The 13224-nt window shown below is 72.6% G+C and carries 13 protein-coding genes; 9 read left to right on the top strand and 4 right to left on the bottom strand.

Annotation, left to right across the window (positions count from 1 at the left end):
- Nucleotide 1 precedes the first annotated feature (1 nt).
- The 5 genes from hypB (at nt 2) to hypE (ending at nt 5718) form a co-directional block, all read left to right on the top strand.
- Nucleotides 2–829 carry a hydrogenase nickel incorporation protein HypB gene (gene hypB / locus ACZ7C5_RS13220; RefSeq protein WP_401082217.1) on the top strand — a complete coding sequence of 276 codons (828 nt, stop codon included), beginning with the start codon at nt 2–4 and terminating at the stop codon, nt 827–829.
- Entirely contained in the window at nt 826–3138 is a 2313-nt protein-coding gene (hypF, locus tag ACZ7C5_RS13215) for a carbamoyltransferase HypF (protein ID WP_470322606.1), read from the top strand. Before hypB ends, hypF begins: the two co-directional genes overlap by 4 nt.
- A gap of 6 nt (nt 3139–3144) precedes the next feature.
- On the top strand, nt 3145–3435 hold the full coding sequence (locus ACZ7C5_RS13210; protein ID WP_401082211.1) for a HypC/HybG/HupF family hydrogenase formation chaperone: 291 nt from the start codon (nt 3145–3147) through the stop codon (nt 3433–3435).
- Entirely contained in the window at nt 3432–4565 is a 1134-nt protein-coding gene (gene hypD, locus ACZ7C5_RS13205; RefSeq protein ID WP_470322605.1) for a hydrogenase formation protein HypD, read from the top strand. The genes ACZ7C5_RS13210 and hypD overlap by 4 nt, the downstream gene beginning before the upstream one ends.
- A 79-nt stretch (nt 4566–4644) precedes the next feature.
- Nucleotides 4645–5718 carry a hydrogenase expression/formation protein HypE gene (gene hypE, locus ACZ7C5_RS13200; protein WP_401082871.1) on the top strand — a complete coding sequence of 358 codons (1074 nt, stop codon included), beginning with the start codon at nt 4645–4647 and terminating at the stop codon, nt 5716–5718.
- Between the two features lie 58 nt (nt 5719–5776).
- Here the strand turns inward: hypE and ACZ7C5_RS13195 are convergent, their stop codons facing one another.
- Together ACZ7C5_RS13195 and ACZ7C5_RS13190 are read right to left on the bottom strand one after the other, a co-directional pair.
- Nucleotides 5777–6598 carry an ATP-grasp domain-containing protein gene (locus ACZ7C5_RS13195; RefSeq protein WP_401082205.1) on the bottom strand — a complete coding sequence of 274 codons (822 nt, stop codon included), beginning with the start codon at nt 6596–6598 and terminating at the stop codon, nt 5777–5779.
- Between the two features lie 71 nt (nt 6599–6669).
- The gene (locus ACZ7C5_RS13190) at nt 6670–7281 is read right to left on the bottom strand and encodes a hypothetical protein (RefSeq protein ID WP_401082202.1); all 612 of its coding nucleotides are present in this window, start codon (nt 7279–7281) and stop codon (nt 6670–6672) included.
- Between the two features lie 472 nt (nt 7282–7753).
- Here ACZ7C5_RS13190 and ACZ7C5_RS13185 point away from each other — a divergent pair, with 472 nt between their 5' ends.
- A complete protein-coding gene (locus ACZ7C5_RS13185) occupies nt 7754–8554 on the top strand; it encodes an aldolase (protein WP_401082199.1) in 801 nt (266 codons plus the stop codon).
- Nucleotide 8555: 1 nt separating this feature from the next.
- Entirely contained in the window at nt 8556–9476 is a 921-nt protein-coding gene (locus ACZ7C5_RS13180; RefSeq protein ID WP_401082196.1) for a dihydrodipicolinate synthase family protein, read from the top strand.
- A 30-nt stretch (nt 9477–9506) separates the two neighbouring features.
- Here the strand turns inward: ACZ7C5_RS13180 and ACZ7C5_RS13175 are convergent, their stop codons facing one another.
- Both ACZ7C5_RS13175 and ACZ7C5_RS13170 read right to left on the bottom strand, forming a co-directional pair.
- Entirely contained in the window at nt 9507–10082 is a 576-nt protein-coding gene (locus ACZ7C5_RS13175) for a helix-turn-helix domain-containing protein (RefSeq protein ID WP_401082193.1), read from the bottom strand.
- Between the two features lie 519 nt (nt 10083–10601).
- Nucleotides 10602–11333: a DUF7873 family protein gene (locus ACZ7C5_RS13170; protein ID WP_401082190.1), complete on the bottom strand. Its 732-nt coding sequence runs from the start codon at nt 11331–11333 to the stop codon at nt 10602–10604.
- 175 nt (nt 11334–11508) lie between these two features.
- On the opposite strand from ACZ7C5_RS13170, the gene ACZ7C5_RS13165 reads away from it, so the two are divergent.
- On the top strand, nt 11509–12666 hold the full coding sequence (locus ACZ7C5_RS13165; RefSeq protein ID WP_401082187.1) for an inorganic phosphate transporter: 1158 nt from the start codon (nt 11509–11511) through the stop codon (nt 12664–12666).
- Nucleotides 12663–12908: a hypothetical protein gene (locus tag ACZ7C5_RS13160; RefSeq protein ID WP_401082184.1), complete on the top strand. Its 246-nt coding sequence runs from the start codon at nt 12663–12665 to the stop codon at nt 12906–12908. Before ACZ7C5_RS13165 ends, ACZ7C5_RS13160 begins: the two co-directional genes overlap by 4 nt.
- The last annotated feature ends 316 nt before the right edge of the window (nt 12909–13224 follow it).

Genomic DNA, 13224 nt, shown 5'->3' with positions numbered 1-13224 from the left:
GATGTGCCGCACGGTCGACCTCCGTCAGGCGGTCCTCGCCCGCAACGACGACAGCGCCCGCGCCCTGCGGACGGCCCTGGCCGCGCGGGGGACGGCCTCGGTGAACCTGCTGTCCAGCCCCGGCAGCGGCAAGACCGCCCTGCTGGAGGCCGAGTTGGGGCTGGCCCGGCGGCGCGGGGTGGCGGTCGCCGCGCTGACCGCCGACCTCGCCACCGAGAACGACGCACGACGGCTGGCCCGTTCGGGCGCACCGGTCAAGCAGGTGCTCACCGACGGGCTCTGCCACCTGGAGGCCCGGATGCTCGCCGGGCACCTGGACGGCTGGCTGCCGCCGGAGTGCCGGCTGCTGTTCGTGGAGAACGTCGGCAACCTGGTCTGCCCGGCCTCCTACGACCTCGGCGAGACGCTGCGAGTGGTGCTGGCCTCCGTCACCGAGGGCGAGGACAAGCCGCTCAAGTACCCGACGGCCTTCGGGCTGGCCAACCTGGTGCTGGTGACCAAGACGGACCTGGCCGCGGCGGCCGAGTTCGACGAGCCGGCGTTCCTGGCCAACGTCCGGCGGGTGAACCCCGGGGTGGAGGTGCTGAAGACCTCCGCCCGCACCGGCGAGGGCGTCGGGGTGCTGCTGGACCGGGCGCTGGCCGTGCTGGACGGGGCGCAGCCACACCGGCCGGTGATGGCCGCGGCGCCGCCGCACTCGCACGAGCACGATGACGAGCACGAGCACGAGCACGATGACGGCCACGCGCACGACCACGCGCACGGGCCTGAGCACCGGCCTGAGCACGGTCATCACCACGGGCACTCCGCGGTGGGGGAGCGCGCGTGACGGCCGGTCACCCCGGGCTCGACCGCGAACGGCGCCGGGTCGCCGTCCGCGGTCTGGTGCAGGGCGTCGGCTTCCGGCCGTTCGTCCACACGCTCGCCGGCGAACTCGGCCTGGCCGGCACCGTCACCAACACCGGCGAGGGCGTCCTGGCCGAGATCGAGGGCCGTCGCGACGCCCTGGACGCCTTCTGCCGGCGGGTGGCCGGCGACGCCCCGCCGCTCGCCCAGGTGGACTCGGTGGAACACACCCCGCTCACCGCCACCGGCGCCACCGGCTTCCGGATCCTCCCGTCCCGCCCCGACGGCCCACGCGCCACCCTGATCCCACCCGACACCGCGACCTGCGCCGACTGCCTCGCCGAACTCGCGGACCCGGCCGACCGCCGCCACCGCCACCCGTTCATCAGCTGCACCAACTGCGGCCCTCGGCACACCATCGTCACCGGCCTGCCGTACGACCGGTCCGACACCACCATGGCCGGCTTCCCGATGTGCCCGGACTGCGCCCGGGAGTACGCCGACCCCGCCGACCGCCGCTTCCACGCCCAGCCCGTCGCCTGCCACGCCTGCGGGCCCACCCTCGCCCTGACCGTGCCGGGACGCCCCGCACCGGGCGGGGAACAGGCCCTCTCGGAAGCCCGGCGGCTGCTCGCCGACGGCGCGATCCTCGCCGTCAAGGGCCTCGGCGGCTACCACCTCGCCTGCGACGCCCGCGACGCCACGGCCGTCGCCCTGCTGCGCCGGCGCAAGCGGCGCCGCGCCAAGCCCTTCGCCGTGATGGCCCGCGACCTCGCCACCGTCGAGGCCCTGCTGCCCGTCGACCCGGTCGAACGGGAACTGCTCACCGGCCAGGCCCGGCCGATCGTCCTGCTGCGCCGCACCGGCCGGCCGATCCCCGATGCCGTGGCACCGGGCAGCCCCGACCTCGGGGTGATGCTCCCGTACACGCCGCTGCACCACCTGCTGCTGGCCGCCCCCGGGCCCGACCTGCTGGTGATGACCAGCGCCAACCTCTCCGGCGAGCCGATCGTCACCGACGACCGGGAGGCGCTGGACCGGCTCGCCCCGCTGGTCGACGGCTGGCTCACCCACGACCGGCCGATCCACGTCCCGTGCGAGGACTCGGTGGTGCGGGTGGTGGACGGCGAGCAGCTGCCGCTGCGCCGCTCGCGCGGCTACGCGCCGCTGCCGATCCCGCTGCCGGTGCCCGTCCGCCCGGTGCTGGCGGTCGGCGGTGACCTCAAGAACACCTTCGCGCTGGCCAAGGGCGGCTACGCCTGGCTGTCGGGCCACATCGGCGACATGGACGACCTGGCCACGCTGCGGGCCTTCGACCGGGCGGTGGAGCAGCTCGGCACCGTCAGCGGGGTGCGGCCCGAGTTGCTGGTCGCCGACCGGCACCCCGGCTACCGCTCGGTCCGGCACGCCGAGCGGACCGCCGCCGGACGGCCGGTGCACCGGGTCCAGCACCACCACGCCCACATCGCCGCGGTGATGGCCGAACACGGCCTGGACGGCGGCCGTCCGGTGCTCGGCGTGGCCTTCGATGGCACCGGCTACGGCGAGGACGGCACGATCTGGGGCGGCGAGGTGCTGCTGGCCGACTACGACGGGTTCCGCCGCCTCGCCCACCTCGGCTACGTGCCGCTGCCGGGCGGGGACGCGGCCGTCGAACGCCCGTACTGCACGGCGCTGGCGCACCTGCGCGCTGCCGGGCTGCCGTGGACGTCGGGACTGCCGCCGGTCCGGGCCTGTGGTGAGCATGAACTACGGCTGCTGGGGCGCCAGTTGGAGCGAGGGCTGAACTGTGTGCCGACCTCCGGCATGGGGCGGCTCTTCGACGCGGTGTCCTCGCTCGCGGGGATCTGCCAGCGGGCCGGCTACGAGGCCCAGGCGGCGATCGAACTGGAGGCGGCGGCCTGCGAGTTCGGCCGTGCGGACGGCTACCGGTTCGGCCTGCCGACGCGGGCGGACGGCTGGACCGCCGACCCCGGGCCGGTACTCGCCGCCGTGGTGGCCGACGTGACCGCGGGTGCCCCCGCCGGGCTGGTCGCCGCCCGCTTCCACGGCGCGGTGGCCGACCTGGTCCGACGGATCTGCACCGCCGCCCGGAGCCGGTACGGCACCAGCACGGTCGCGCTCAGCGGCGGCGTCTTCGCGAACGCGCTGCTCTCCTCGGCCTGCGCGGGCGGCCTCCGGGAGGACGGCTTCACCGTACTGCGGCACCGCCGGGTGCCGCCCAACGACGGAGGGCTGGCACTCGGCCAGCTGATGGTGGCCGCCAGGTCGTCGGCCACCCGGGAGGAGTGAGAGCGGATGTGCCTGGCTGTGCCCGGCAGGGTGACGGAGATCGGTGAACGGGACGGAGCCCGGATGGCGGTGATGGACTTCGGCGGCGTGGTCAAGGACGTCTGCCTGGAGTACCTGCCGGACCTCGCGGTGGGTGAGTACGCGATCGTCCACGTGGGCTTCGCGCTGCAACGGCTGGACGAGGAGTCGGCCCGGCGCACCCTCGCCCTCTTCGAGGAACTCGGGCTGTTGCAGGAGGAGTTCGGCGACCCGTGGGAAGCCGCGGGGGTCGACGCGGTCGAGGAGGCCGGACGGTGAAGTACCTGGAGGAGTTCCGCAACCCCGAGCTGGCGGCCGGGCTGCTCGCCGACATCAGGGCGACGGTCACCAGGCCGTGGGCGCTGATGGAGGTCTGCGGCGGTCAGACGCACAGCATCATCCGGCACGGCATCGACCAACTGCTGCCGGACAAGGTCGAGTTGATCCACGGTCCGGGCTGCCCGGTGTGCGTCACCCCGCTGGAGGTGATCGACCGGGCGCTGGCGATCGCCGCCCGGCCGGAGGTGATCTTCTGCTCCTTCGGGGACATGCTGCGGGTGCCGGGCACCGACCGGGACCTGTTCCGGGTCCGCGGCGAGGGCGGCGACGTCCGGGTGGTGTACTCGCCGCTCGACGCCCTGCGGATCGCCCGGGAGAACCCGGACCGGGAGGTGGTCTTCTTCGGCATCGGCTTCGAGACCACCGCCCCGCCGAACGCCATGGCCGTCCACCTGGCCCGAAAGCAGGGCCTGCGCAACTTCAGCATGCTGGTCTCGCACGTCCGGGTGCCTCCCGCGATCGAGGCGATCATGGACTCCCCGGACTGCCGGGTCCAGGGCTTCCTCGCCGCCGGGCACGTGTGCAGCGTGATGGGCACCGCCGAGTACCCGGCGCTGGCGGAGCGCCACCGGGTGCCGATCGTCGTCACCGGCTTCGAACCGCTGGACATCCTGGAGGGCATCCGGCGGACCGTACGGCAGCTGGAGCGCGGCGAGCACACCGTCGACAACGCCTACCCGCGGGCCGTACGGGCCGAGGGCAACCCGGCGGCCCGCGCCATGCTGGAGGACGTCTTCGAAGTGGCCGACCGCTCCTGGCGGGGCATCGGCATGATCCCGCGGAGCGGCTGGCGGCTCTCGCCGCGCTACCGGGACCACGACGCCGAGCACCGCTTCGACGTCTCCGGGATCACCACCCGCGAGCCCGCCGAGTGCCGCAGCGGCGAGGTGCTTCAGGGGCTGCTGAAGCCCCACCAGTGCGAGGCCTTCGGCACGCTCTGCACACCGCGCACACCGCTCGGCGCCACGATGGTCTCCAGCGAGGGGGCGTGCGCCGCGTACTACCTGTACCGGCGGCTGGGTGTGCCGGGTACGTCCGTCCAGGCCCAGGAGGCGACTCGCGTTGGCTGACATCGACCTGGTCACCGAACTGCTCACCGACCTGCCCGGCGGGGCGCCGGGCCGAAAGCCCGCCGAGCGGCCTGCCGAACTGCCCTCCGAGCGGTCCTCCGAGCAGCCCGACTTCTCCGGGTGGAGCTGCCCGCTGCCGCTGCGCGACCACCCCCGGGTGGTGATGGGCCACGGCGGCGGCGGGGCGCTGTCCGCCGAACTGGTGCAGAACCTCTTCGCGCCGGCCTTCGGCGGCCCGGTGCTCGCCGGGCTCGGCGACTCCGCCGTCCTGGAACTGGGCGGTGCCCGGCTGGCCTTCTCCACCGACTCCTACGTGGTTCGGCCGCTGTTCTTCCCCGGCGGCTGCATCGGCGACCTCGCGGTCAACGGCACGGTCAACGACCTCGCCATGAGCGGGGCCAGGGCGGCTTACCTGTCCTGCGGCTTCATCCTGGAGGAGGGGGTGGAGATGGCGGTGGTGGACCGGGTCGCCCGGGCGATCGGCGCCGCCGCCCGCACCGCCGGGGTCGAGATCGCCACCGGCGACACCAAGGTGGTCGAGGCCGGGCACGGCGACGGCGTCTACCTGAACACCGCCGGCCTCGGGATCGTCCCGGCCGGAGTCGACATCCGGCCGCAGCGCGCCGTACCCGGTGACGTGGTGATCGTCAGCGGGCCGATCGGGCTGCACGGGGTGGCGATCATGAGCGTCCGGGAGGGCCTGGAGTTCGGTGTCGAGGTGCGCAGCGACACCGCCCCGCTCGGCGGCCTGGTCGAGGCGATGCTCGCCGCCACCGCCGACCTGCACGTGCTGCGCGACCCCACCAGGGGCGGCCTGGCGGCGTCGCTCAACGAGATCGCGACGGCGGCCGGCGTCGGCGTCGTGCTCAGCGAACGCGCTGTCCCCGTCCCCGAGCCGGTGGCCAACGCGTGCGCCGTGCTGGGGCTGGACCCGATGTACATCGCCAACGAGGGCAGGCTGGTCGCCTTCGTCCCGCGCACCTCGGCGGACGCCGTGCTCGCCGCGATGCGCGCCCACCCGGACGGTGCGGAGTCGGTGGTGATCGGGGAGTGTGTCGCCGACCACCCCGGGATGGTCGTCGCCCGCACCGGCTTCGGCGGTACCCGGGTGGTCGACCTGCCGATCGGCGAACAGCTGCCGCGGATCTGCTGACGCCCCCGGTGTTCGCGCCGCCCCGGGAGAGGCTTCCCGGGGCGGCGCGTCGGCGGGGTCACCCCAGGAAGCGGCGCAGCGACCGTGACATCGCTCCGACGAAGCCCTCCCTGACCTCGTCGGCGACCAGGTCGAGGGACAGGTACGGGTTGAGGTCCTCCAGCTCGACCAGGAGCAGCCGCCCGTCCGGCGCCCGGCAGGCGTCGACCCGCTGGATCCCGTGGGCGAGCGTGTTCCAGCCGACGAAGCCGCGCGCGAACTCCAGGTCGGCCGCGCTCGGCTCGTACGGCTCCAGCACCCAGCGCAGGGCCGGGTCGGGCGTGTGGAGGGCGTACTGGAAGGCGTCGTCCACGAAGTGGAACGAGACCTCGTAGCGGAAGTCGATCCGCGGCTGGACCAGCACCTCGCCCCATTCGAGACCGTCCAGCTCCCGGCGGGTGAGGAACCGCAGGCCGATGCTGTCGGCGCCCTCCTTGGGCTTGACGGCGTAGCGGTCGGCGGCGGGCAGCCGGCCGAGGTCCTGCGGCCGGTCGACGGTCGGTATGACCGGGTGGCCCTGCTCGGTGAGTTCCAGCAGGTACTGCTTCCCCGCCATGTCACCCCGCCCGGTCAGCGGGTTGTAGACCCGCACGCCGTCGGCCAGGGCCCGGGCCCGGAAGCGGGCGTACTCCTCCCGGTAGTGCAGCACCGGCCCGCTGTTGCGCACCACGACCGCGTCGAAGCGCCCCATCAGGGCCCGGGCGTCGAGCGGGTGGCACAGGGCCAGGTCGAACCACTCCCGCAGCCGGGAGGTGAGGAGGACGTCCTCGTCGCCGTACCGCCGCCCCCGGGCCGGGTAGGCCAGGTCCGTCACGTACAGCAGGCTGGGCCGGTCGGGCACGGGCGCTCCCTCGGTCGGTGGTGGGGGAGCGAATCTACCGGGGGGCGGTGGCCGCGCCGGCGGCCGGGCGGTCAGGACGTGGTCTGGGCGGTGCAGGTGCCGAGCTGGTCGCCGGGCTGGATGGTGCCGTCGCCGAAGGTCTGGTTCATCACGGTGGCGAACTCCGGCAGGACGATCATCCGGATGTCGGAGAGCGCCAGGTCGACCCGGGGCGGGACCAGGGACTGCACGTCGGGGGTGATCTGGGGCCGGGTGGGGATGTCGTAGACGGGGATGCGGGTGCCCGCCGGGTCGCTGCCGGTCTGGACGACGAAGGTGCTGTCGCCGGAGAGGCTGCCTTCGAGGTTCGTGGCCTGGACGTAGTGGCCGGCGGCGTCGGTCAGGCTGAAGCCGCCCTTGGCCGCCGTCCGGATGTAGACGGAGTTCGCCAGGGTGACGGGGTTGCCGACGGCGGTGAGGTCGATGGTGACCGTGCCGGTGGCGTCCTTGTCAAGGAAGGCCGAGGCACTGCTGCCGGGCGTGAGGGGCTTGAAGGTGACGCCGTCCTTCGTCCACGAGACGGTGCAGTCGGCGCTGCCGGTGGCCATGTTCAGGGTGACGGGCGCGCCCGCGTAGGCGACGGTCGCCAGCACGACGGCGCCGGCGATGCCCACGGCGACGGCGGCGATCCTCTTCGGGGACATGCGTGGGGACTCCTGATCTTCCGGGTGCTTCCCCCCCCGGATTCCCTCCCCGCCCCCAGCGTTCCGGGCCCCTTCGTGTACGGCAATCCCGATGAGCCCAGACGCGTCATCACCCACGGTCACGGTCACGGCCAGCGGGCCTGGCGCCGCGCGAACGCTCGGCCTCCTCCGGAGAAACCGTGACGCCAGCGGACCTCTCGTCAGCCGGAGACGGTCCTCCCGTTTGTCCGGGGTCTGCGTGCGGTAGTCCGCTCGTGCACCCTCTGGCCGGGGGCCGGCGGCCGACCTCGGCGCCCCGCTGCTGGACCTCTCTCGACGTGAGGACACGTTGTGTCCTAAAGTGGAATATGTGTCCTTCCGGGGTTCCGCGGTTGCGCCGGGCGGCTTGCCGCTGCCCGCGCCCGCCGGGGGTGATCCGCGCCCAGTGCCCCGGCGGGAGCGTTCGACCGAAGACCGAAGGAGGACGACGGCGATGGCCGACACGTTCGAGACGGGCAAGTCCGACCTGGTGAACCTGGCCCACCAGCGGATGGAGACCGCGATCCCCGACAACGGCTGGACGGTGCGCCAGAAGCTGGCCCTGACCTGCCGCATCCTGTTCGACGCCGGGCACGACTCCGGGCTGGCGGGCCAGATCACCGCCAGGGCCGAGCGTCCGGGCACCTACTACACCCAGCGCCTGGGCCTGGGCTTCGACGAGATCACCGAGGACAACCTGCTCCTCGTCGACGAGGACCTCCACGTCCTGGAAGGCGACGGGATGGCCAACCCGGCCAACCGGTTCCACAGCTGGGTCTACCGGGCCCGGCCGGACGTCAACTGCATCATCCACACCCACCCGCTGCACATCTCCGCGCTCTCGATGCTGGAGACCCCCCTGGTCGTGTCGCACATGGACATGTGCCCGCTGTACGACGACTGCGCGTTCCTGGAGAAGTGGCCCGGAATCCCGGTCGGCAACGAGGAGGGCGAGATCATCTCCGCCGCCCTCGGCGACAAGCGCGCGCTCCTGCTCGCCCACCACGGCCAGCTGGTCGCCACCGGGACCGTCGAGGAGGCGTGCACGCTGGCCCTGCTCTTCGAACGGGCCGCCAGGCTCCAGCTCCTGGCCGGCGCCGCCGGGAAGATCCAGGAGATCCCCGAACTGCTCGCCCAGGAGGCGCACGACTGGATCTCCACCCCCAAGCGCGGCCAGGCCAACTTCGCGTACTACGCCCGCCGCGCCCTTCGGGCCGGCCACGGCGACGCCCTCGCCACCCGGAAGGACTCCTGACATGGCCACCACCGTCCTCGAGGGGATCATCGCCTACCCGGTGACCCCGTTCTCCCCTGCCGACGGCACCCTCGACCTCGCCCGGCTCACCGAGCTGATCGACCGGCTGGTCCGCTCCGGCTGCCACGCCATCGCCCCGCTGGGCTCCACCGGCGAGAGCGCCTACCTCGACGACCAGGAGTGGTACACCGCCGCCGAGGCGTCGGTGTCGGCCGTCGCGGGCAGGGTGCCCACGGTCGTCGGCATCGCCGACCTCACCACCCGAAGCGCCGTCCGCCGCGCCCGGTTCGCCGAGCAGGCCGGGGCGGACGTGGTGATGGTGCTGCCGCTCTCGTACTGGAGGCTGGACGAGCGCGAGATCACCCGGCACTACACCGAGATCGCCGACGCGATCGGCATCCCGCTGATGGTCTACAACAACCCAGCCACCGCCGGGGTCGACCTCACCCCGGAGCTCATGCACCGGCTGGTCGACCAGGTGGAGAACATCACCATGGTCAAGGAGAGCAGCGGCGACATCCAGCGGATGCACCGGCTCACCCAGCTGTCCGACGGCGCGCTGCCCTTCTACAACGGGTCCAACCCGCTGGCCCTGGAGGCGTTCGCGGCCGGTGCGGCCGGCTGGTGCACGGCGGCGCCCTGCGTCATCCCCGACCTCACCCTCGATCTGTACCGGGCGGTTCGCGAGGGCGATCCGGACACGGCCCGCCAGGTGTTCTACCGGCAGCTGCCGGTGCTCCAGTTCCTGCTCGGCGGCGGTCTGCCGACCACGGTGAAGGCGGGCCTGGCCCTGTGCGGCCTGGACGTCGGCGAGCCCCGGCGCCCGTTGCTGCCGCTGGACGGGGCGCGGACGGAGCGACTGGCCGCGCTGCTGTCCGCCGCGGGGGTCGCCCTGGCCGCCGACGCCGGGCCGAAGGGCTGACGTCGGCCCGACACGTCAGGGCAGGGTTCGTCAGGGCAGGGTGGGAACCCGGTCCGAGGGGCCGGCCGGGTCGTCGTGGATGACCACGAGGATCTCGGCCGGCTCCGGCCCGGTGCTCCGGCAGCGGTGGGGGAGCGCCGAGTTGAAGTACACGCTGTCCCCGGGACCGAGTTCGACGCTCCGCTCGGGGAACTCCAGTACCGCCGTGCCCGCGTGGACGAAGAAGAACTCCTCGCCCATGTGCGACTTGAACGGCGAGTCCGTCGGCGCGGTCGGCGGATACATCATGAACGGCACCATCTGCTTGCCGCCGAGCCCGGTCGCGATGCCCTCGTAGCGCGAGGCGCCGGAGCCGGCCCCGGCGCCCATCGGGGTGCGCTCGCCGGCTCGGACGACGGTGACGAGCTCGGGCTCCACCTCGTCCGAGAAGAGCCGGCCGACGTCGACGTTGAGGGCGTGGGCCAGCTTGAGCGCCGTCGAGATCGACGGGTCGCTGATGCCGCGCTCGACCTTGGAGAGGTAGCTCTTGGTGACGCCGACCTGCTCGGCGAGTGCCTCCAGGCTGAGCCGGTTCTGCTTCCTCAGCACCCGCAACCTGCCGGCCATGTGCCACCTCTCACCCACGGAATCGTTCGGTCCATTATCGGCCCGGCCACCCGGACGGCCGCGCCACCCCCGTACCGGAACGCGAGAGGACCCGGGAGCGTAGCCAGCTCCCGGGCCCCTGTTTGCCGCCCAATTGCGCACACCGGCACGTTTAAGGGCCGTGGATCAGATTGAAATCGACGCGTTCTGCCTTTGAACTACCGTGCCACGGAGCGGCACAGACAGGACTCGAACCTGCATTCGTCGATATTCGTCCACACCCGGTCGATCCGGTGTTCGGCGGCGAATGCTGAGACTGGAGCGAGAGCCTGAGATTCACGGGGCCTGCCTCTGCCTGGTTTGGGCTACCCCGGCCGGTGGTGCCGGGGGGAGGATTCGAACCTCCACTGTGACCCCTGGTCAGCTTCAACATCAGTGTCAGCTTTTCGCACCGCGCAGCGCACCCGCCCGGTTCTCCCGGTACGGGTCGTTGTCGCGCCCGGTGCACCCGCCCGGCTCCCCGGACGGGCGATCATGGGGCTACCGGAACAGGTAGCCGAAGACGGCGTCGCCCACCCTCCGGTCGGTGACCTCGACGGCGTTGGCCTCCTCACGGGCGAACTTGACCGCCTGCTGGAGCTTCTCCACCCGCTCGGCGAGCTCGTTCACCCGGCGGGCCGGCAGCGCGCCGGAGAACTTGACCGTGGTCCAGTAGCCGACCGCGATGTCCTCGTAGTAGACCTCGACCTGGGCCGGGTGCTTCTCGGTGGCCTCGGCCTTGACGTGGTTGCGCGGCACCTTCTTGGTCCGGATGGTGCGCACCGGCTCGGTCTTCCAGGAGTCGGTGGACGGATCGAGGTTCCAGGACTCGGCGGCGTCCAGCACCGGGAGCTTCTTCACGAAGGTGAACAGGTCGGTGAGCTGCTTCTCCAGGAAGAGCAGGTACGGCACCGGCACCTGGGCGAGGAGCACCTGGCCGTCCACCACCACGTCGGCGCGGGCGTCGACGTTGGCCCAGTCCTTGGTGGCCGTCACGTCGAACAGCCGGGTGAGGGTGTTCGCGGTGGACCGCAGGATGTCCTCGGCCTTCAGCTGCACACGGGTCGCCTCGGGCGGCAGCTGCTCGCCCTCCTCGTCCTTGGGCTGGTAGGTGCGGGAGATCCCGGCCAGCAGCGCGGGCTTCTGCAGGTCCTGGTGGGCCTGGGTCAGCTCCTGGAAGGACTTGGACTTGACGCCTTTTTCGACGGCGATGATCTGGTTCAGCTTTGCCACGTCCGGGACGCTAGCAGCCTCGAACGGATGGGCGACACCGAATTACCGATCACCCTGCCGGCCCTGTGGGGCCCCGGCCTCCGGTAGGGCCGATCGGATGGCGCCCCCGGTTCCCGGCGCGTCCGGGTGGTGAGGAGAGCGGATCGGCGGCGGTCAGCGGGTTAGGTTCGACCCCGTGACCGGCAATGACGTGGTTCTGGCGCTGGTGGTGGTCACCGCGCTGGGTTTCGACTTCACCAACGGGTTCCACGACACCGGCAACGCCATGGCGACCTCGATCGTCACCGGCGCCCTTCCGCCGCGGGTCGCGGTCGGCGTCTCGGCGGTGCTGAACCTGGTGGGTGCGTTCCTCTCGACCGCGGTCGCCGCGACGATCGCCAGCGGCCTGGTGGAGAGCCAGAGCGTGACGCTGACCGTGGTCGTGGCGGGCCTGACGGGCAGCATCCTGTGGAACCTGGCGACCTGGTACCTCGGGATCCCCTCCAGTTCCTCGCACGCGCTGATCGGCGGCGTGGTCGGGGGGACCGTGGCGGCGGCCGGCACCTCGGCCGTCAAGTGGCACGGCCTCGTCGCCAAGGTGATCGTGCCGGCCGCCCTGTCACCGGTCATCGCGGGATCGGTCGCGGCGCTCGGCACGTACCTCGTCTACCGCCTCACCCGCGGCGTCGCCGAAGGCCCGCGCACGCGCGGCTTCCGGAGCGGTCAGGTCGGTTCGGCCTGCATGGTCTCGCTGGCCCACGGCACCAACGACGCGCAGAAGACCATGGGCGTCATCACCCTGGCCCTGATCGCCGACGGGAGGCTGGGCGGTGGGGCGAAGGCCCCGGTGTGGGTGATCGCCTCCTGCGCCCTGGCCATCGCCCTGGGCACCTACATCGGCGGCTGGCGGGTCATCCGGGCGCTGGGCAAGGGACTGGTGGAGATCGAACCGCCGCAGGGGATGGCCAGTGAGTCGGCCTCGGCGGCGGTCATCCTCTGCTCCGCCGACTTCGGCTACTCGCTCTCCACCACCCACGTCGCCACCGGGTCGATCCTCGGATCGGGGATCGGCAGGAGGGGCGCGGTCGTGCGGTGGAACATCGCCCGCCGCATGGTGGTGGCCTGGCTGCTCACCCTCCCGGCCGCGGCACTGGTCGGCGCGCTGGCCTACTGGACCGCCCGGGGGATCGGCGGCACCGTCGGCGTGGTGAGTGTCTTCACCGTCCTGGTGCTGGCCTCGGTCGCCTTCTTCATCGCGTCCCGCTACCCGGCCGTCACCCCGGAGAACGTCAACGCGGCGTGGACCGGCTCGGTCGTCCCGGTGCCGCCCCCCAGCGACAAGGTGGCCCCGTGAACTCCTGGATCGACCCGGAGGCGCTCTGGAAGATCGTCGTGGTCGGCTTCCTCGCCGGCGCCGGGCTGCCCGCGCTGTTCGCCATCGCCGTGCGCGCCCTCAACCCGGCGGCCGGGGCCGAGGGGGACGGGGGCGTACGTGCCACTGCCGGGGTAGGCGGTTACGCCGTGGCCGCGGTGTGCTTCGCGGTGGTCCTCGCGGCGATCGGGTGGGGCATCCTCCTGATCGTCCGCCACAGCTGAGCGCACACCGCTGCCTTTGACCGTCCACCCCTGCGGGCAGCGTGGCGGCGGGCCGCGGCAGCTCGGCAGCTTGCCCCGCCGAGCTCGCCCGTGGGATCGTTCGCAGCGCGCTTTTGACGCCTCAACAGCTCTACGGGTTACGTTGGGGGCTCCGCGGGGCGGCGCTCCAAGTCATGCAATGAAATGGCAAAGCCGTCGCATCGCCGCAGGTCGCGAAGTGTCCTCCCCGCACCCGCGGGGGTCAGCCGGCACCATCCGACGATCGTGGCTTCCGATCATAGTCCTCCCCGCACCCGCGGGGGTCAGCCGTCGGCGA

Source organism: Kitasatospora sp. NPDC036993, from assembly GCF_055607525.1.
This window is presented reverse-complemented; position numbering and strand designations above follow the sequence as displayed.

Excerpts from the sequence above, each read along its gene's own strand:
- hypB (WP_401082217.1), top strand. The coding sequence starts at position 2 with ATGTGCCGCACGGTCGACCTCCGTCAGGCGGTCCTCGCCCGCAACGAC.
- ACZ7C5_RS13210 (WP_401082211.1), top strand. The coding sequence starts at position 3,145 with ATGTGCCTGGCTGTGCCCGGCAGGGTGACGGAGATCGGTGAACGGGAC.
- ACZ7C5_RS13190 (WP_401082202.1), bottom strand. The coding sequence starts at position 7,281 with ATGTCCCCGAAGAGGATCGCCGCCGTCGCCGTGGGCATCGCCGGCGCC.
- ACZ7C5_RS13185 (WP_401082199.1), top strand. The coding sequence starts at position 7,754 with ATGGCCGACACGTTCGAGACGGGCAAGTCCGACCTGGTGAACCTGGCC.
- ACZ7C5_RS13180 (WP_401082196.1), top strand. The coding sequence starts at position 8,556 with ATGGCCACCACCGTCCTCGAGGGGATCATCGCCTACCCGGTGACCCCG.
- ACZ7C5_RS13175 (WP_401082193.1), bottom strand. The coding sequence starts at position 10,082 with ATGGCCGGCAGGTTGCGGGTGCTGAGGAAGCAGAACCGGCTCAGCCTG.